Raw genomic sequence first — 18,625 nt, forward strand, 5'->3', positions numbered from 1 at the left:
TTCAGGTGATGGCGGGTGTCAGAGACGCTTTGTCGCGACGATCGCGCCGCGGATCTCCCCTTCCTTGTAACCGGTGGCGCGGTCGTCGGGATAATGCTCGTCGATGACGGCCCTGACTTCGGGCTTGAGCTGGTCGCGCGGGCCGTGGCAGCTCAGGCATAGCGCCTGCGTCGGCAGGGCCTTCGCGTAGCGATAGACGGGCCTGCCGGCAGCCTCGACCACTTCCCCTTTCTCCAATGCCGCAGGGTTTTCGCCCGCAGCGGCGCGGCGGTCGAATTCTTCCAGCGCCGCTTTTTCCCACGCGTCCGGCGTGGCGCGCTGCGCGTTGCGCGGCTTCAGGCTCACGCGCTTGAGCTGCCAGCCGGTGCTTGCCGCGACTTCTTTGGCCATCGCCGGCGCCATGTCCTTGCACACCGGGATCGCCCCTTCGGGACCCACCGCGGCGATTTTCTCGTTCAGCGCGGCCAGCAGCTTCGGCGGCAGCGAGGACGCCGCTGCCCGCGCTTCCGCGATCCTTGCGTCGTCGGCAGCGAGCGCGGAAAACGACAGGCAGGCACAGCCGAGCGCGACGGCCACGGGGGTGGGGAGGCACTTGAGGGCGGGAATGAGTTTCATCGGAATCTCCTCGTCTGTCGTATAAAAGAAAACTCTAATATTACGCCCGATTTCCTTCGCGTGCGATCGGCACGATGGCGCTTCACGTCCGGCCGCGACCTGGACGGGGCGCTGTGCAGCAAGTCACCCGCTTCGTATGGGTAAAAAAGCGCTATCGCCGGCCGTTCCGCAAACCGGATCGGAGGCCGGGAAACCGCCGCTGGAGCGCCGGCGATGCAGCGCCTGGCTTATTCCGTGGTGCACAAAAGGCCGGGCCTTTTGTGGTATCTTGGCCAAAAATGAATGGTTTGCAGACTTTTTTTCCCCGACCTCCCCCTGAATGACGCTTTTCTCGCTGATCGTTGCACTGCTTATCGAGCAGCTGCGCCCGCTGCCGGTCCGGCAGGTTGTTCTGGATCCGCTCAGGCGGTTTTCCGGCGTACTCGTTGACCGCTTCAACGACGGCCGGGCGCGCAACGGAACGATCGCGTGGTGGTTGCTGATGCTTCTCGCGGTCTTGGGAGGCGCGCTGGTCTTCGTCCTGCTGTGGCTGATCCACCCGACGCTCGCGTTCGCATTCAATATCGGCGTGCTGTATCTGACGATGGGCTTTCGCCAGGAGAGCCATTACTTCACCGACATCCACCTCGCGTTGCGCATGGAAGAGCTTGCGCGCGCCCGCACGCTCCTCGGCGAATGGCGCGGCGGACAGTATTCCGAAGCGAGTTCGAGCGAGGTCGCGCGGCTCGCGATCGAGAAAGCGCTCGTCGCCGCGCACCGTAACGTGTTCGGTGTCGTGTTCTGGTTCATCGTCATGCCCGGACCGACGGGCGCGATTTTCTATCGGCTGGCGCGCTTCCTCGGCGAGGAATGGGGGCAGCGTCGCGATATCGAATTCGGCGAGTTCGGCCGCTTCGCGAGAAAAGCGTTCGCCGTCATCGACTGGCTGCCGGCACGCCTGACCGCAGCGTCGTTTTCGGTCGTCGGCGATTTCGAGGATGCCGTGTTTTGCTGGCGCACCCAGGCCATGCTCTGGGGCGAAAGGGCGTCCGGTATACTGATTGCAGCGGGTGCGGGAGCGCTGGGAGTGCGCTTAGGGATGCCCGTGCACGAGTCCGGCGAGATCGTCGAGCGGCCGGAAATGGGCGTCGGCGCGGAAGCCGATGCCGATTACATGCAGAGTACCGTGGGCCTGGTATGGCGAGCGCTGGTGCTTTGCTTGTTAATGCTCGCTTTGGTTGTGATAGCCGGCTGGGTTGGTCGTTGATTTTTGAGGAGGGAGCACTGAGATGGCGAATCGTGAAGTAGTGGTTTTGAGTGCGGTACGTTCGGCGGTCGGCGGTTTCGGCGGTTCGCTGAAGGACATGGAACCGGCTGAACTCGGCGCTGTGGTCGTCAAGGAAGCGATTGCCCGCTCCGGGGTGGACGCGAAGCAGATCAGCTTCGCCGCGGTCGGCAACTGCATCCCGACCGAGTCGCGCTACGCGTACGTCGCGCGCCTGGCGACGGTCCAGGGTGGCATGTCGATGGATTCGGTCGCCTTCGCGGTCAACCGCCTATGCGGATCGGCGCAGCAGGCAATCGTCAATTCGGCCCAGGCCATCATGCTCGGCGACGCGGATTTCGCGATCGGCGGCGGCGTCGAAGTGATGTCGCGCGGCGCGTACCTGATGCCGGCGCTGCGCAGTGGCGCGCGCATGGGAGACACCAAGGCGATCGACGCGATGGTTGCCGTCCTGACCGATCCGTTCGGTGTCGGGCACATGGGTGTGACCGCAGAAAACCTGACGACGAAGTGGAACATCAGCCGCGAGGAGCAGGACGCGTTCGCGCTGGAGTCGCAGAACCGTGCGGCGGCGGCGATCGCCGATGGCCGTTTCAAGAGCCAGATCGTGCCGATCACGTTCGAGACGCGCAAGGGACCGGTCGTCTTCGACACCGACGAGCATCCGCGCATGACGACGATGGAAGCGCTGGCGAAGATGAAGCCGGCCTTCAAGAAGGATGGCTCGGTGACCGCCGGCAACGCCTCGGGCATCAACGACGCTGCGAGCTTCCTGGTGCTGGCCGAGGCGGGCAAGGCTGCGTCGGCAGGCCACAAACCGATCGCGCGCCTGGTCGCTTACGCGATCGCCGGGGTGCCGAACGACGTGATGGGTGAAGGCCCGATTCCCGCTTCGAAGCTCGCGCTGCAGCGCGCCGGGCTGACGCTGGACAAGATCGACGTGATCGAATCGAACGAAGCGTTTGCCGCTCAGTCGATCGCCGTCAATCGTGGCCTCGACCTCGACCCGAAGAAGACGAACCCGAACGGCGGCGCGATCGCGCTCGGCCATCCGGTCGGTGCGACCGGCGCGGTGATCATCACCAAGCTGCTGCACGAGCTGATCCGCGTCAATGGCCGCTACGGCATGGCGACGATGTGCATCGGCGGCGGCCAGGGCATCACGACGATCTGGGAACGCGTCTGATCGCGTTTCGCGACCGGTAAGAGACCCCGCTGCGGCGGGGTTTTTTTCGCCTGTAATTCTCCGCGGTCCGGAGGACGGCGGGACGAATCACCAGCCCTGCGTTTGCCGTTTCGCGTGCGTGATCTCTTCGCGGATGACGCGAAAGTGCTCGAAGCGTCGCGCATCGATCGCTCCCGCTGCAATCGCCGCCCGCAGCGCGCAGCCCGGTTCGGATTCGTGCAGGCAGTCGCGGAAGCGGCATTTTCCCAAGTGCGGCGCGAACTCGACGAAGCTCGCCGCCAGTTCGTCGGCAGTCAGGTGCGCGAGACCGAAGGCCTGCAGGCCGGGACTGTCGATCAGCCACCCGCCGTCGAGCGCATAGAGACGCGCGAACGTCGTCGTGTGCTTGCCGCTGTTCAGCGCTTCCGAAATTTCCCGCGTCGCTGCCTGCGCCTCGGGTATCAGGGCGTTCGTCAGCGTCGATTTGCCCATGCCGGACTGGCCGACGAGGATGCTCCGTTGGCCCGCGAGGAAAGGGCGCAGCGCTCCGGCCCCTTCGCGCGCACTGAGTTCGACGATGCGGTAATCCAGTTTCTCGAACGGCGCGAGGATTCGCCGGGCGGCCGGCAGCTGATCGCGCAGATCGGCCTTGTTCAGCACGATCAGGGTACTGATCTGCTGGCTTTGCGCTGCGGCGATGCAGCGCGAGATCAACCGATCCGAAAACCCCGGTTCGGTCGCGACGACGACCACGACCTGCGTGAGGTTCGCGGCGATGAGCTTTTCGCGGAACGCGTCCGAACGCCACAGCAGGTTGCGGCGCGGGTGCAAGCGGTTGATGACGCCCTGTCCGCTGCCGGTAGGGTTGATCTCGACTTCGTCGCCGCACGCAAAGACGCTTTTCTTGCCGCGCGGATAGCACTTCAGCCGCGGCTGCGCCGGATCGGAGCCGCTTGCAGCGTGAGGTGCGGCGATATCGACTTCATAGTGACGGCCGAACGCGGCGGTGATGACGCCGTTCAGGCTTGCGCCGCTGTCGGGCGAGTGGGATGCAGTCAATTGGGTTCGCAAGCCTCAGGTGCCCGCGCGCAGGCGCGAAACCCGCAGCGAAGCTGGCGGGTGGGAATCGAAAAAGCGTGAATACAGCGGATCGGGCGTCAGCGTCGAGGCGTTGTCGCGATACAGCTTGACCAGCGCTGCGGCGAGATCGGCTGCGCTCGCTTGCCGGGCCGCGTACGCGTCGGCCTGGAACTCGTGCACCCGTGACCAGTGGCTCATCAGCGGTCCGAGCGGAAACGCGAACACCGGCAGCACCAGCGCGAACAGCGCCAGGGCGGCCGCAGTGCTGCCGGCCCCGTCGTCGACACCGAGTCCGGCGAAGAACCAGGACTGTTCCATCAGCCAGGCGAGCAGCCAGAGCAGCGCGAGGCTCGTCGCGGCGATCACCGCGAGCCGCTTCCAGATGTGGCGGTGATGGAAGTGCCCGAGTTCGTGCGCGAGAACGGCCTCGACTTCGGCGGGGCTGAGCTTGTCGAGCAGCGTATCGAAGAACACGATGCGCTTGGCGGCGCCGAAGCCCGTGAAATAGGCGTTGCCATGTGCCGAACGACGCGAGCCGTCCATGACGAACAGTTCCCGCGACCGGAAGCCGCAGCGCGCGAGAAGGTTTTCGACGCGCTTTCGCAGCGCTTCGTCGGCGAGCGGGGTGAACTTGTTGAACAGCGGGGCGATGAACGTCGGCCAGACGAACAGTCCGAGCAGGTTGAATGCGAACCAGAACAGCCACACCCACAGCCACCACTGCTCGCCCATCGCGCCCATCAGCCACAGCACCGCGGCGAGCACCGGCAGGCCGATGAGCGCGGCAAGAAGCGCTTCGCGCGCGACGTCGGCGGCGTACAACGCCGGAGTCATCCTGTTGAAACCGAAGCGTTTTTCGATGACGAAAGTGCGATACAGCGCGAACGGCACTTCGATGAGCCAGCCCAGGACGCCGAGCGCGGCGAGCAGCGCGATGCCGTGTGCGAGTCCGACAGGGTCGAACCATCCGGCAAGGGCGCGGTGCATCGCCTGCAGGCCGCCGCCGAGCGTCAGTGCCAGCACGAACGCCGCACCGACCGTGGCGTCGACGACGCCCAGTGCCATCCGTGCGCAGGTGTAGTCGGCAGCCTTGCGGTGCGATTCGACACTGATCGAGTCCGCGAACGGCGCAGGCACCTGATCCCGCCGCGCCCGCACGTGATGCCTCTGGCGCAGCATCAGCCCGACCTTGATGAAAAGGGTGGCGAGAAGCGCAGCGACGAACAGGGCTGAGAAGGTGTCGGGGCCATGCGGGAGGGGGTGGAAAGCGGGGTGCGGCGATTTATGCCACAATCTGCGCTTTGTTAAACCGGGCCGAAGGATTATGGCACAGGATCAGAACCACCTCATCTGGCTGGACATGGAGATGACCGGCCTCGAGCCCGATTCCGACCGCATCATCGAGATTGCGATCGTGATCACAGACTCCCAGCTCAATATCGTCGCCGAAGCGCCGGTCATCGCCGTCCATCAGCCCGACCGCGTGCTCGACGCAATGGACGAGTGGAACCGGAACACGCACGGCAAATCAGGCCTGACCGATCGCGTCAAGGCGTCGCTGATCGGTGAAGCCGACGCCGAAGCGCAGATGCTCGCGTTCCTGCAGCAACACGTGCCGGCGCGCACGTCGCCGATGTGCGGCAATTCGATATGCCAGGACCGCCGCTTCCTGGCACGCTACATGCCGCAGCTCGAAGCCTGGTTCCACTATCGCAACCTCGACGTCTCGACGCTGAAGGAACTCGCGAAACGCTGGCGGCCCGAGGTGTACAAAGGGGTCGAGAAAAAGGGCAAGCACGAAGCGCTCGCCGACATCTACGAGTCGATCGCCGAACTGCGCCATTACCGGGACAATTTCCTGCGCCTCGTGCCGTGATTTCCGGCCGAGCCGGGTGCGATCAGCTGCGGTCGGAAGTACGCCGCATCGCCTCGGCTGCCGCCATAAGGCCTGCCGTCGAAGCGTCGTGCTTCTCCCGCAAGCCCGCCGAAAGACTGCGCGCCATCTCCTTGCCCAGCTCGACGCCGTACTGGTCGAAGCTGTTGATTCCCCAGATCCAGCCTTGCACGAACACCTTGTGCTCGTACAGGGCCATCAGCTGGCCGAGCGAGAACGCATCGAGTGCGGGCAGCAGTACTGTCGTGCTCGGCTGGTTGCCCGGACATGCAAGATGCGGCGCGAGCGCTGCCGCTTCGCTTTCCGCAAGTCCTTTCGCGCGCAGCCCGGCGAGCGCGGTGTCGAGGCTGCGCCCCGCCATCAGCGCGGCCGCCTGAGCGAACGCGTTCTCGACGAGGGCGCGCTGGGACGCGTCGTCCGCCCCGACCGGGACGATGAAATCGAGCGCGACGCGACGCGTGCCCTGGTAGAACAGCTGGTGGAACGCATGCTGGCCGACGGTGCCGACGCCGCCCCACACGATCGGCGAAGTGGGGACGGTGCTCGCGGAGCCGTCGCGCAGGCAGCGCTTGCCGTTGCTTTCCATTTCCAGCTGCTGCAGCCACGCGGCGAAACTGCGCAGGCCGTGCGCATAGGGCAGCAGCGCGAGGCTTTCGATGCCGAGGAAATCGGTATTCCACAGGCCTGCCAAGCCCATCAGGACCGGGAGATTTTCGCCCGGCGGCGCGGTGCGGAAGTGTTCGTCCATCGCGCGCGCGCCGGCCAGGAACACGTCGAACTCGCTCGCACCGATTGCGAGCATCAGCGGCAGCCCGATCGTCGACCATACGGAATAGCGCCCTCCGACCCACTTGGGCAGCGGGAAGACGCGTTCCGCGGCAATGCCGAACGCGGCCGCAGCGTCGGTCGCATTGCTGACTGCCGCGAAATGCAGCGCCGGGTCACAACCGGCTCCCAGGCCGGCCTGCAGCCAGGCCCGGGCTGCCTGCGCATTGGCCAGGGTTTCGGCGGTCGCAAAGCTTTTCGAGGAGACGATGAACAACGTGCTTGCCGGGTCTGCGTCGGCGAGCGCTTCGTCGAGCTCACGCCGATCGATGTTCGCGACAAAGCGGACTTCCGGTGTCGCCTGCAACCCGGTCGGTACGAGTGCCTGCGCCGCCATACGGGGGCCGAGGTCGGAGCCCCCGATGCCGAGGTTGACGACGATGCGGATCGGTTTTCCGCTCGCGCCGGTGATCGTTCCGCTGCGCAGCGCCGCCGCGAAAGCACGCATGCGCTGTTGCGAGTGCGCGAGCGTTGCCGCGTCTTCGGGCGGGGCCGCGCAGGCGCCGCGCAGTGCCATGTGCAGCACCGCGCGATTTTCGGTGAAATTCAGATGTTCGCCGGCGAAAAGCGCTTCGATACCGTCGAACAGGCGTGCCTGGCCAGCGAGATCGACGAGGGCAGCGAGGGCGGGCGCGTCGATCGATTGCTTCGACAGGTCGAGCAGCAGGCCGCGGTGACCGAAGGACAAGGTCGCGAAGCGCAAGGGGTTGCGCTCGAACAGTTCCGCGACGTGCGTTGTGCGCAAGCGGGCAGCGTGGTTTTCGAGCGCACTCCAGGCGGGCAGCCGATGCGCAGGGGTAAAGGGTTCAGTCACGGGGTTTAGTCACGGCGATAAAGACGGAATATTTCGAGTTGTTTGCCACCGCCCCGACGATACTCCCAGATCTGCTGCCATTCCTGGGCGGGCCGGAGCGCGGTGGGGCTGCGGCTATCATATACCAGCAAAAAACTGCAGGCCGTTTCATTGCCGGAAACCCTCTCGGGCCGCACGCCGGCGAAATAATGGAACGATGCGCGCTGGCTTGGCGACAGTCCGAGCATCGCGACGCAGTCGCTCCTTTCCCCGGCCAGCGCGATCCCGAGCGATGTCGCAACCGGCCGGTAGCTACGGTCGTAGTCGAACCACGGCATCAGCAGCACGACCGCGAGGCACCACAACGTCGTCATGCCCATCGCCCAGCTTGCCGGGCCGCGATTGAAGGAGCGCGGCAGGCGCCACATCAGCACGACCCAAGTCACGCAGATGCCGATCCCGGCCAGCGCCTGCGACACGCTCCCTTTGAGTTCGAAGCCCGGGGCGACTCTTGCGACGTGGCGCGCAAGCCCGGGGGGCCAGGAGACGGCCTGGGCCGTCCATGCGATCCAGACCAGCAGCGCGAAGACGACGAAGGTCATCACCGCAAACCAGTCGAAAGCATTCGCTGCGCCGCGGCGCAACGTGGGAATGCCAGCCGCCGCGAGCAATGCGAGCGGGGGGATCAGCGGGAGCATCGTTGCCTGCGCGAGGCTGCCGTTGGCGATGATCCAGCTGCCGGCAAGCAGCGCTGACGCGATCGGCAGGAGCCAGGAAATCCGCATCAGCTGGCGGCGTGCCCGCCATAACGACCACAGCGTGATCGGCCACAACGGCCAGGCGAACCAGCCGAACAGTTCGACGAGGCGTGAAAACTCGTCGGGCCGCAGCGGGTCCGCGCCGAACTCGAGCCATTCCCTGCGCCACCACAGCGCGAGCAGTTCGGGAGCCTGATAGTGAAGAACCAGCGGCCACAGCGCGCCGGCTCCCACGGCAAGGCTCAGGCCGAGAATCAGTCCGCCGCTGGCGCGCGGGTTGCGGCATTCCGGGCATGCAATGACGACGACGAGAAACAGCGGCAGCGTCAGCATCACGCCGGGGAGGCCGCCGGCGAGAAATGCGAGCACCGAACCGGCAGCGGCCTGCAGGCTGCCGAGTGCGGGCCGCGTCGGGATCAGCGACAGGCCGGCAAGGGTCATCGCGACGAACGACATCACGGCGATCATCGGCTGGGTTTCGTGCGCGTGGAGCACCAGTCCCAGCGTGCCCAGCGTCAGCAGCGCGGCCGGAGTGCGCGTGTGCTTGCCGTACAGCCGCGCGGAAGCGCGGGCGATCCAGAAGATCGCGAGCGCCGTGTATAGCGTAGTGGCGAGGCGAGCCGCATCGTGCGGCGGCAACAGCCAGCCGAACAGCAGCGCAAACACTGAACCGGTCCAGTAATACAGCGGCGGGAAACTTGTGGACGGTTCGCCGGCGATCAGCGGGAACAGAACGCCGTTGCCCTGCAGCATCTCGAAGATCGGGCCGAAATGCCGGGCGTCGTCGCCGCGCCACGGGACGTGGCCGGTCAGGCCGACAAGAAGATACAGCGCGACGAGCACGGCCAGCCCGGCTGCTCCGTAAAGGTGCTGCTTCGGCAGGGGAGAGTTGGGGGTGCGAGTCATTCGGGACGGGTGTCGGGCAGCACTTTCAGGTGCGGGGACCACCACGGACACGTTCGCGACGCACCGTCGTCGTCAGGGCGGAATTCTAGCCGGCAAACGGTCGGGCGCGCTGTGGCGAGCGACGGGGGCCGACGGCGCGGCAGCGGTTGAATAAAAAAGGCAGCCGAAGCTGCCTTTTCTAGACTTTGGCCACGAATCAGCCGAGGCGCTGGACGCTGCCGTATTTCTGGCGGAAACGTTCGACACGGCCAGCGGTGTCGACGATCTTCTGCTTGCCCGTGTAGAACGGATGGCAGGCCGCGCACACTTCGACGTGCAGCGCCGGCTTACCGAGCGTCGAGCGCGTCTCGAAGGTGTTGCCGCAGGAGCAGGTCACCTGGACTGCGGCGTATTTGGGATGGATGTCCGCTTTCATGATGATTCCCTTGTACGAGCGGGCGGTGACTGTGGCCGCCCTGAGAGCTGATGGAAACATAGAATTATCGGGGATGAAAGGAGCAAAAGCAAGGATCGGCGCACGACTGCGGGCAACCGAGCGGCTACGCCTGTGCCGCTCCCACTCGCCTGCGCTGGCGCGCGATTGCCCCTACAATACGCAGCTTTCTTGCCGGAGCTTCGTGTGCGGCTCGTTTTCGCGCCGATAAAGGCGTCCCCCAACATGCGCCCGGCACCGGACAGTGGCCGAACCGGCTGTCCAGGAATCATCCTCGCGCGGGCAACCTTTTCCAGGAGATCCCTTCGATGCGCCATCGGGCTGAAATCGACTCTCTCGTGACGTGTCGCGGGAGAGTCGGTCCGGCGCTTGCCGCCGGAGTCCCGAGTCGATGAGCTACGCCAATTCCCGCATTCCCGCGAGCGCCCAGTCCGGCATCCACGAGCAGCTGTTGCGTCGCGTCGAGCGCCATCTCGCCGAGCCGTTCCGCAAGCCTTACGCCGACTACAATCGGGCGGCTTTCGCCGCGAGCCTGGAACGGTGGGACGGAACGGCGCCGCTTATCCTGGATGCCGGGTGCGGCGTCGGGCACAGCACGATCCAGCTGGCGCGCAGCTTTCCCGACCACTGGGTGATCGGTGTCGACCAGTCCGAGGACCGCCTGAGCCGGCGCAAGCCCTACCCGCAGGCGCTGTTGCCGACGAACATGGTGTTCGTGCGCGCCGATCTCGTCGACTACTGGAGACTGTGTTGCGATGCCGGCCTGACGCTTGCCCGCCACTACATCCTGTATCCGAACCCGTGGCCGAAGATCGGGCATCTGGCGCGGCGCTGGCACGCCCATCCGGTGTTCCCGTTCATCCCGCGGCTCGGCGGCGTGCTGGAGTGCCGCAGCAACTGGCATGTCTATATCGAGGAGTTCGCGTGTGCGCTGCGGCGCGTGACCGGCCGCGAAATCATCCCGGAGGAATTCGAGGCGCCGATGCCGCTGACGCCTTTCGAGCGCAAATATCGGGACTCCGGCCAGCAACTGTATCGCGTCGTCTGCGACCTCGGCCCTGCGGCTTGCGCGCCGTTGCCCGAAGGCGCACCCTGCGTGCCTTGACGGAGAAGAAACGATGAATATCGAAGCAGCGCCCCAGGACGAAACGCCGAACTCGCATCTGCTCGACGACGCGCAGTTCGAAGCCCTCGAAGAACTGCTCACGTCCGACGCGGTGCCCGAAGACTGCATGGACCTGGAGATGCTCGACGGATATCTCGTCGCGGTGCTGGCGTCGCCGCGGCGGATCGCCCCCGAACGGTGGCTGCCCGAGGTGTGGTCCGCACACGGCGAGGACGCGTCGTTCGGTTCGGGAAGCCAGATGCAGCGAGCGATCGGACTGGTGCGGCGCTATTACAACGAGCTGGCGACCACGATCGGCGAGCCCGAAGGGTGGGAGCCTTTTTGCTACGCGGCAAGCGACGGCGATTCGCTGCGTATCGGCGAGGAATGGATCGAAGGCTTCGCCCAGGGGCTCGAGCTGTGGTCGGACGATTGGGACCGGAGCGTGCCCGAGGACGCGGCGCAGGCCGTGCGGGATGCGATCGATACCATGATGGCGCCCTGGGCCGACGAAGCGGCGGCCAGCGCGGCTGACGATGCCACCCGGTTGCAATGGCTCGAACTCGCTGTCACCAGCGTCGGGCAGATCATCGGGCAGTGGCGAAAGCTCGGGCTCGCACCGGTCGAGCTGCTGTCGGTCGATGAACCGGCTGCACCGGCACCGGCAAGTGCGGGGCGCAACGAGGCTTGTCCGTGCGGCAGCGGCAAGAAATACAAGAAATGCTGCGGCGCCCCGCGATGACGGCCAGTTCGGCCTGTCGGGCTTTTGTCATCGAAGGCAGGGCGCGCGGTACGGCAAGCCGATGAGCGACGACCACTGCACCCGCTGCGGCGCGTGTTGCGCGGCTTTTCGGGTGGATTTTCATCGTTCCGAGCTGGCGAGTGCGACGGCCGGCGGCGTGCCCGACGGCATGACCGTGCCGGTGACCGGCGCGCTCGTGCGCATGCGGGGCACCGACGAAGAGCCGCGCTGCGTGGCCTTGGCGGGCGAGATCGGCGTGCGCGCCCAGTGCACGATCTATTCGAGCCGGCCTTCGCCGTGCCGCGACTTTGCGCCCTATGCGGCGCTCGGGATCGGCGAAGATGGGTGCGGCCGGGCGCGTGCCCGGCACGGCCTGCCGCCGCTGCAATCCTGAAGCGGCTCGGCACGCCGGCACGTCCGCCGGTGTCGGCTCCGGGTGTTTCCGGTTTCGATCACGCGGGAAAACCGACCGACGCCAGCAGGTGCAGCGGGCCGATGCGGCGCACGACGTCGATCTGTTCGGGGCGGCGCACGAACAGCGATCCCGCGAAACCCAGCGCGTTCACCGAAATGCCTTGATGCTGCTCGCGGCTGCGCGGAACCACGACGAGCCAGCCGCTGCCGGTCAGCATGTTGTAGGGCGGCATCGGGTCGCGGTCCGCAGCGATGCCGAGGGCGGCACAGGCGGCCTGGAAAGCCTGGTGCAGGGCTGCTCCGTTGAGGGCCGCGGAATCGCTGCCCGGCGGCGCAGGCCGAAGACGCATGAAACGATGCCGCCACGGCAGCTTCGCGTCGAATATGGCCTCACCAGGCCCGACTGCGGGCAGGCGGGCCGTGATCCGGTTGAAGTTCGAGCTGGCCGGAGTGGTGGCGGGAACCCACTGCAGATGCTTGTGGCGCTGGCTCGCGCCGGCTTCGGCGCCGCCATTGTAGAAACCGAGCCCGCCGAGCTCGGTGGTGACGCGCGCGAGGGCGACGAAATCCGCAAGGCTGAGCGGCATCGTCTGGGATTCGAACGTGCGCGTGACGATGAGCAGATGGCGCTCGATCACCGGATATTTGTTCAGCACCGCGAGATGGTGTTTGCCGACCGGCCCGACGTTCAGGTCCTCTTCGGGTGGCAGGAAAGGATTATGGTCCGGGTCGCGGCGCAACGCTGCGCTGACCCGGCCGGCATCCTTCAGCGCGAGCGAAGATACCCAGCGAACGGTGAAGTCGAAGTCTTCGTCGCGGATCAATGCGCGCTCGGTGCGGATCGGCTGCAGCGCCCCCGATTTGTTCGCGTGGACGTACGTGCGGTCGATTCTCGGCAGGAGCGGCAGCGGCATGTTTCTCGTTCGCGGAAGCGGCAGACGGTGAGCTGGCAGTGTAGGCTCGCGGCTTCCGATCGATCAATTGATTCGCGCAGCTCGAGAGGGCGGTGCGGGAGTATGCAATGACAATTTCCTTTGCCGTGCGCGGCGAATACATCCAGCTCGACCAGCTGCTGAAAGCAACCGGCCTCACCGGAACCGGCGGCGAAGCGCATGCCGCGGTCGAAGGCCAGCGGGTCCTCGTCGACGGGCGGGTCGAATCGCGCAAGCGGGCCAAGCTGCGCCCAGGCCAGACGATCGCTTTCGGCAACGAGACGGTCGTCCTCGTCGCTGCGCAGGGCTGAACCCCCTCAGCGTTCGTGCGCGGCCGGACTTGCCACCGGAGCGCGCGAGAATTTCTCCCACAGCCATCCTCCCGGCAGATCCCGTCCGGTCAGCACATAGGTGAGGGCGTGTTCGTTCGATAGCGTCAGGTCGAATTCACGCCTCGCCTCCTGCCGGCCGACCAGCAACAGTTCGTCGCCAGCGCGGATTTCGGTGTCGGGATCGGGCAGCAAAAGGTGATCGTCGTCGTCGCGGTGCAGGTACAACACCTCGCACGCGAGTTCATCGTTGCGGTTCGAAGGGGCGCGCAGGATTTCCCGCAGCGTGATCGTCGCGCCATGCATCAGCTTGCGGTGGAGCGCCGGTGCCTGCATGAAGCTGATGCGTTCGCTCCAGACGCGGGGCACCTGCCAGCCGAACCGTCCGGTCAGCCGGTCGAGCAGCGCCGCGCACCAGGGTTCGTCGCGGCGCTTGACCTCGTTCAGGAAGGGCACGAGCAGCGGCGTCGTCAGGATCGCCAGGCATTCGTGCGCAATGATTTCACTGGGCACGACGTCGACGTCGGAATCGTAGGCCTCGAACAGTGAGCGGTTGGCATAGTGGTTCTGGCGCAGGATCACGAACAGCTCGGGATTCAGTTCGCGCGCGGTGACCGCGATCGACAGGTTGTCGACGTCGTTGCCGGTGCCGGCGATGATGCCGGCAGCTTCGCGCACGCCCGCCTGCTCGAGCGCCGGGGCGCCGGTGCCATCCCCCTGCACCCAGCGGTGGTGAGGGTTGTCGGACGACTCGCGGTCGATGATCGTGATCGATACCGCCGATTCCTGTTCCATTGCCTGCACCAGCACCCGGCCGAAGCGCCCGTGGCCGCATACGATCCAGTTGCCCGACGGCGGATCCCGCTCGCGCTCGACGGTCGTCCCCGGCAGTCCCGTCAGCCAGGTCAGCAAATGCCACGCGGCCGGCGCGTGCAACGCGAGCGACAGGTATTCGGCGAACTTCTCGAACGGGTTAATGATGTGACGTGTGCCGAACGAGGCCATGTTGGCAGCGGTCTCCGGCGTCTCGGCGCGGCACAGCGCCGGGATCTTCGGCGCGAGCAGGCGGGCGGCGATCGCGATCGCGAGGTTCGCGCTGTCGTCGTTCGTCAATGCGATCACGCCGATGCAATATGGATGGGTGAGGCCGGCGAACTGCAGCAGCTCGGGGTTGCGCGCATCGGCGCACATCGTCGGCACGTCGGCCCGGTAGCTGTGCAGGTCGATTTCCCCGGCCTTGACTTCGTCGCATTCGACGACGACAGCGCGATAGCCGAGCTGGTCGAGCGCGCTGCAGATCAGCCGTCCGGTCTCGCCATATCCGCACACGATGTAGAACGGCTCGCGCAGGCGCTTGACTGCGCGCAGGAAGCGATGCGTGCGGATCGCGAGCTGCAGGCTGCGATCGGCGAGCAGCGCAAAGACGGTGCCGATGCTGTACGCCCAGCCGATCACCGACAGGTAGATGCACAGCGTCACCCACAGGCGCTGCTGGTCTGAAAATGCGTACGGAATCTCGCCGAAGCCGATCGTCGTCGCCGTGTAGCTCATGAAATAGAGCGCGTGGAAGAAGCTCAGGTAGTGGAGCCTGCCTTCGTCGTCCACGCCCGGCGCGAGCGTCAGCCCGAGCACCGAGATCGCAAGGATGCTGATGAGCAGGATCAGCGGCGCCCGCAGGCGGCGCATGATCAGCAGAATGATGCTGTGATGGCGCAGCAGAGGCGTCATCGGCGCGCCTCGCCGCCTAGCGGCGCTGCATGATCGTTTCGGCGATCAGGATCGCCACCGACACGACGTTCGCGAACAGCGCTCCGCCCGACAGTGAAACCACCCGGGCGACCATCTCCGGCGTCACTCCACCTGCGGAGACATGCGCGGCATAGCCCCATACCATTGCGGCCGCGGTGAGCTGCAGGTCCGCCACCAGGCTCGTCGCCAGGTGGACCGCGCCGATCTGGGTACGGTCGCCGAACTTGAGGACGGTCGCGACCAGGCTCACGACGATCGCTGCGAAAAGCTCGTAGATGTCGTGATGCGAAGGATCGTCGATGTCGCCGACGAAGAAACCGAAGTTGAGGGTGGCGGCGAGCACGATGAAGAAGCCGAAGATGACTTTTTCGAGGTTCATGTTTTTCTCGTTGCCGGATCGCCCTGCGGCTCGTCGGTTGTCATCGGAATTAAGTCAAACGGGATATTTCCGGGCAATTATAGGGGCCGGGGAGCGCCGCGTGACGGCTTCACTCCTGAATATCGCCCTCCACATACTGCCAGCGGCCCTCGGTGCGCACGAATCGGCTCGTCTCGTGCAGGCGATGAGCGCGGCCGCCGACGCGGTATCGCGCGACGAACTCGACGACGGCGGTATCTGCACCGGTCTGGACGTGTTGGCGGATTTGCAGCCCGATCCATTTTCGCGCCGGCTCCGCCGTGAAATCGATGGCTGCCGGCCGGCTCGACGGATGCCAGCTGGCGAGGAGATACGCCTCGTCGCCCAGCGTGAACGCCGTGTAGCGGCTGCGCATCAGCGCCTCCGCGGTGTCGGGCAGCAGCTGGCCGGCGATGAGCGGAGCGCAGCAGTCGTCGAACGATCTGCCCGACTGGCAGGGGCAGGGCGGGGCGGCGGTTCGTCGCATCGGCGAATTCTATTGCACGCGCCCGAGAATCTCCCGCAGCACGTACGGCAGGATGCCGCCATGACGGTAGTAATCGACCTCGACCGGCGTGTCGATGCGGCACAATACCGGCACCTCGATCCTCTCGCCATTGCGCCGGTGCGCGACCAGCGACAGATCCTGCTGGGGTTGGAGCGTCGCATCGATGCCGAGGACGTCGAACGTCTCGTCGCCGACGAAACCGAGGCTCTCCCACGAGTCCTGGCCCTTGAACTGGAGCGGCAGCACGCCCATGCCGACGAGGTTCGAGCGATGAATCCGCTCGAAACTTCTGGCGATGACGGCCCTGACGCCGAGCAGCTGCGTGCCTTTCGCGGCCCAGTCGCGGCTCGAGCCGGTGCCGTACTCCTCGCCGGCGAAGATCACAGTCGGCGTGCCGGTCGCCATGTATGCGGTCGCGGCGTCGAACACCGTCGTCTGCCGGTCGTCGAGAAGCGTATAGCCCCCTTCGACGCGCGAGCCGTCCTGTTTCGGCGGCAGCATCATGTTCCTGATCCGAACGTTGGCAAAAGTGCCTCGCACCATCACGTCGTGATTGCCGCGTCGTGAGCCGTAGGAGTTGAAATCCTGCTTCGCGACGCCTTTGGCGATCAGCCACTGCCCCGCCGGAGTCGTCTCCCTGAACGAGCCGGCCGGCGAGATGTGGTCGGTCGTGACCGAGTCGCCGAGCATCAGCAGCACGCGCGCGCCCTTGATGTCGGCGACAGCACCCGGTTGCGGCAAGAAACCTTCGAAGAACGGCGGACGCGCGATGTAGGTCGATTCCGGCCATGCGTACACCTGCCCCGCCGGCGCCGAGATCTCGTTCCACAGGTCGTGGTCTTTCGTGAAGTCGGAATACAGGCGCGTGAACGTCGCCGGGTCCATCGCAAAAGGCATCACCGCGGCGATCTCGTCGGAAGTCGGCCAGATGTCCTTCAGGTACACATGGTGGCCGTCCGATCCGGTGCCCAGCGGGTTCTCGATGAGATCGACGTTGGCCCGCCCCGCGATCGCGAACGCGACCACGAGCGGCGGCGACGCGAGAAAGTTGGCGCGGATGTTCGGATGAATGCGCGCTTCGAAGTTGCGGTTGCCCGACAGCACCGCGGCGGCGATGACGTCGTGCTCGTTGATTGCATCGTTGAGTTCCGGCGCGAGGTCACCCGAGTTGCCGATGCAGGTCGTGCAGCCGTAGCCGGCCAGCGCGAAGCCGAGCTCGGCGAGCGGTTCGAGGAGCCCGGCCTTCTGCAGGTAGTCGGTGACGACGCGCGAGCCCGGCGCGAGCGACGTCTTGACGTGGGGTTTCACGCGCAGCCCTTTCGCGACCGCTTTCTTCGCCAGCAGGCCGGCGGCGATCAGCACCGCCGGGTTGCTGGTGTTCGTGCAGGACGTGATCGCCGCGATCAGGATGTCCCCATGGCCGAGGTCGACGTCTGGCAGCTTCGTCGGAAAACGCGTGCCGAGGGCAGCTTCCGGCTGGCCGAAGCCGTTTTCGCTTGCCGGCCGGGAGAACAGCCGGTCGAACATCTCTTCCATGTCGGACAGCGGGATGCGGTCCTGCGGCCGCTTCGGCCCGGCGAGCGACGGGACGATCGACGCGAGGTCGAGCGTGACCGTCTCCGAATAGTCGATCTCGCCCGCCTGCGGCACGCCGAACAGCTGCTGCGCCCGGAAATAGGCTTCGAACAGTTCGCACTCAATGTCGCTGCGGCCGGTGCCGCGCATGTACGCGACGGTCTTGTCATCGACCGGGAAGAAGCCCATCGTCGCGCCGTACTCGGGAGCCATGTTGGCGATCGTCGCCCGGTCGGTGACGGTCAGGCTGGCAGTGCCTTCGCCGAAGAACTCGACGAACTTGCCGACGACCTTGTGCCGGCGCAGCAGTTCGGTGACGGTCAGCACGAGGTCGGTCGCCGTGACGCCTTCGTTCAGTCGCCCCTTCAGTTCGACGCCGACGACGTCCGGCGTCAGCAGGTAGACCGGCTGGCCCAGCATGCCGGCTTCGGCTTCGATCCCGCCGACACCCCAACCGACGACGCCGACGCCGTTGATCATCGTCGTGTGCGAGTCGGTGCCTACGAGCGTGTCCGGGTAATACAGCATGCCATCCCCGGTGTCGTGCCCGCGCACGCCGCGGAACAGATATTCGAGATTGACCTGGTGGACGATGCCGATGCCCGGCGGCACGACGCGGAACGTGTCGAATGCCTGCATCCCCCATTTCATGAACTGGTAGCGCTCGCGGTTGCGCTGGAATTCGAGTTCCATGTTCTGCCGTAGCGCGAGCGGTGAGCCGTAGTGGTCGACCTGCACGGAATGGTCGACGACCAGATCCACCGGCACCAGCGGTTCGATCAGCTTCGGGTCTTTGCCCATGTCGGCTGCGACGTTGCGCATCGCGGCGAGATCGCACAGCAGCGGCACGCCGGTGAAGTCCTGCAGCACGACGCGGGCGACGACGAACGGAATCTCGGCGGTGCGCGGCGCGTTCGCTGTCCAGCCGGCGAGCTGGCGCACGTGTTCTTCGGTGACTTTCCTGCCGTCGCAATGGCGCAACACGGCTTCCAGCACGATGCGGATCGACACCGGCAGGCGCGAGATCGTCGCGACGCCGGCGGTTTCCAGGGCCGGCAATGAATAATAGCGGCCGCTGCGCCCGGTGGGGGTGGAGAAGGTCTGGAGCGTGTCGAACAGAGTATGGAGCATGGTTCGTCTC

At 65.9% G+C, this 18,625-nt stretch carries 18 protein-coding genes; 7 read left to right on the forward strand and 11 right to left on the reverse strand.

The window, feature by feature from the left end; genetic code table 11:
- Positions 1-18: 18 nt before the first annotated feature.
- Positions 19-615: a Tll0287-like domain-containing protein gene (locus GO608_RS09465; protein WP_169200240.1), complete on the reverse strand. Its 597-nt coding sequence runs from the start codon at positions 613-615 to the stop codon at positions 19-21.
- A 319-nt stretch (positions 616-934) separates the two neighbouring features.
- Between GO608_RS09465 and GO608_RS09470 the strand changes: the two genes are divergently transcribed.
- Positions 935-1,861 (forward strand): CobD/CbiB family protein, encoded by a 927-nt coding sequence (locus GO608_RS09470; protein ID WP_169200241.1) that lies wholly within the window; start codon positions 935-937, stop codon positions 1,859-1,861.
- A 22-nt stretch (positions 1,862-1,883) separates the two neighbouring features.
- Positions 1,884-3,065 (forward strand): acetyl-CoA C-acyltransferase family protein, encoded by a 1,182-nt coding sequence (locus GO608_RS09475; RefSeq protein WP_169200242.1) that lies wholly within the window; start codon positions 1,884-1,886, stop codon positions 3,063-3,065.
- Positions 3,066-3,152: 87 nt separating this feature from the next.
- Here GO608_RS09475 and rsgA read toward each other — a convergent pair whose 3' ends face one another.
- Both rsgA and GO608_RS09485 read right to left on the reverse strand, forming a co-directional pair.
- Positions 3,153-4,103, reverse strand: coding sequence for a ribosome small subunit-dependent GTPase A (gene rsgA / locus GO608_RS09480; protein ID WP_247002975.1), 951 nt, complete (start codon positions 4,101-4,103; stop codon positions 3,153-3,155).
- Between the two features lie 15 nt (positions 4,104-4,118).
- On the reverse strand, positions 4,119-5,417 hold the full coding sequence (locus GO608_RS09485; RefSeq protein WP_247002977.1) for a M48 family metallopeptidase: 1,299 nt from the start codon (positions 5,415-5,417) through the stop codon (positions 4,119-4,121).
- A 31-nt stretch (positions 5,418-5,448) separates the two neighbouring features.
- Here GO608_RS09485 and orn point away from each other — a divergent pair, with 31 nt between their 5' ends.
- On the forward strand, positions 5,449-6,000 hold the full coding sequence (orn, locus tag GO608_RS09490) for an oligoribonuclease (protein WP_169198853.1): 552 nt from the start codon (positions 5,449-5,451) through the stop codon (positions 5,998-6,000).
- A 22-nt stretch (positions 6,001-6,022) separates the two neighbouring features.
- Here the strand turns inward: orn and pgi are convergent, their stop codons facing one another.
- The 3 genes from pgi to rpmE form a co-directional block, all read right to left on the reverse strand.
- Positions 6,023-7,657 carry a glucose-6-phosphate isomerase gene (gene pgi, locus GO608_RS09495; protein WP_169198854.1) on the reverse strand — a complete coding sequence of 545 codons (1,635 nt, stop codon included), beginning with the start codon at positions 7,655-7,657 and terminating at the stop codon, positions 6,023-6,025.
- Between the two features lie 5 nt (positions 7,658-7,662).
- Positions 7,663-9,300: an ArnT family glycosyltransferase gene (locus GO608_RS09500; protein ID WP_169198855.1), complete on the reverse strand. Its 1,638-nt coding sequence runs from the start codon at positions 9,298-9,300 to the stop codon at positions 7,663-7,665.
- Positions 9,301-9,496: 196 nt separating this feature from the next.
- Complete coding sequence (rpmE, locus tag GO608_RS09505; RefSeq protein WP_169117254.1) at positions 9,497-9,715, reverse strand: 50S ribosomal protein L31; 219 nt, start codon at positions 9,713-9,715, stop codon at positions 9,497-9,499.
- Between the two features lie 409 nt (positions 9,716-10,124).
- Between rpmE and trmB the strand changes: the two genes are divergently transcribed.
- The 3 genes from trmB (at position 10,125) to GO608_RS09520 (ending at position 11,974) form a co-directional block, all read left to right on the forward strand.
- Positions 10,125-10,838, forward strand: coding sequence for a tRNA (guanine(46)-N(7))-methyltransferase TrmB (gene trmB, locus GO608_RS09510; RefSeq protein ID WP_169198856.1), 714 nt, complete (start codon positions 10,125-10,127; stop codon positions 10,836-10,838).
- Between the two features lie 13 nt (positions 10,839-10,851).
- Positions 10,852-11,580: a UPF0149 family protein gene (locus GO608_RS09515; protein WP_169198857.1), complete on the forward strand. Its 729-nt coding sequence runs from the start codon at positions 10,852-10,854 to the stop codon at positions 11,578-11,580.
- A 61-nt stretch (positions 11,581-11,641) separates the two neighbouring features.
- Positions 11,642-11,974, forward strand: a complete 333-nt coding sequence (locus GO608_RS09520) for a YkgJ family cysteine cluster protein (RefSeq protein WP_169198858.1) — start codon at positions 11,642-11,644, stop codon at positions 11,972-11,974.
- Between the two features lie 58 nt (positions 11,975-12,032).
- On the opposite strand, the gene GO608_RS09525 is transcribed toward GO608_RS09520, so the two are convergent.
- Positions 12,033-12,908, reverse strand: coding sequence for an ATP adenylyltransferase family protein (locus GO608_RS09525; protein WP_169198859.1), 876 nt, complete (start codon positions 12,906-12,908; stop codon positions 12,033-12,035).
- A gap of 107 nt (positions 12,909-13,015) precedes the next feature.
- On the opposite strand from GO608_RS09525, the gene GO608_RS09530 reads away from it, so the two are divergent.
- Entirely contained in the window at positions 13,016-13,237 is a 222-nt protein-coding gene (locus GO608_RS09530) for an RNA-binding S4 domain-containing protein (RefSeq protein ID WP_169198860.1), read from the forward strand.
- A gap of 6 nt (positions 13,238-13,243) precedes the next feature.
- Here the strand turns inward: GO608_RS09530 and GO608_RS09535 are convergent, their stop codons facing one another.
- From GO608_RS09535 to acnA, 4 genes are all read right to left on the reverse strand, one after another.
- Complete coding sequence (locus tag GO608_RS09535; protein ID WP_169198861.1) at positions 13,244-14,983, reverse strand: potassium channel family protein; 1,740 nt, start codon at positions 14,981-14,983, stop codon at positions 13,244-13,246.
- Positions 14,984-14,999: 16 nt separating this feature from the next.
- The gene (locus GO608_RS09540; protein WP_169198862.1) at positions 15,000-15,383 is read right to left on the reverse strand and encodes a DUF6394 family protein; all 384 of its coding nucleotides are present in this window, start codon (positions 15,381-15,383) and stop codon (positions 15,000-15,002) included.
- A gap of 109 nt (positions 15,384-15,492) precedes the next feature.
- Positions 15,493-15,888, reverse strand: a complete 396-nt coding sequence (locus GO608_RS09545) for a YchJ family protein (protein WP_169198863.1) — start codon at positions 15,886-15,888, stop codon at positions 15,493-15,495.
- Positions 15,889-15,897: 9 nt separating this feature from the next.
- Positions 15,898-18,615: an aconitate hydratase AcnA gene (acnA, locus tag GO608_RS09550; RefSeq protein WP_211159422.1), complete on the reverse strand. Its 2,718-nt coding sequence runs from the start codon at positions 18,613-18,615 to the stop codon at positions 15,898-15,900.
- Positions 18,616-18,625: the final 10 nt, after the last annotated feature.

Source organism: Aromatoleum buckelii (assembly GCF_012910785.2).
GTDB lineage: Bacteria > Pseudomonadota > Gammaproteobacteria > Burkholderiales > Rhodocyclaceae > Aromatoleum > Aromatoleum buckelii.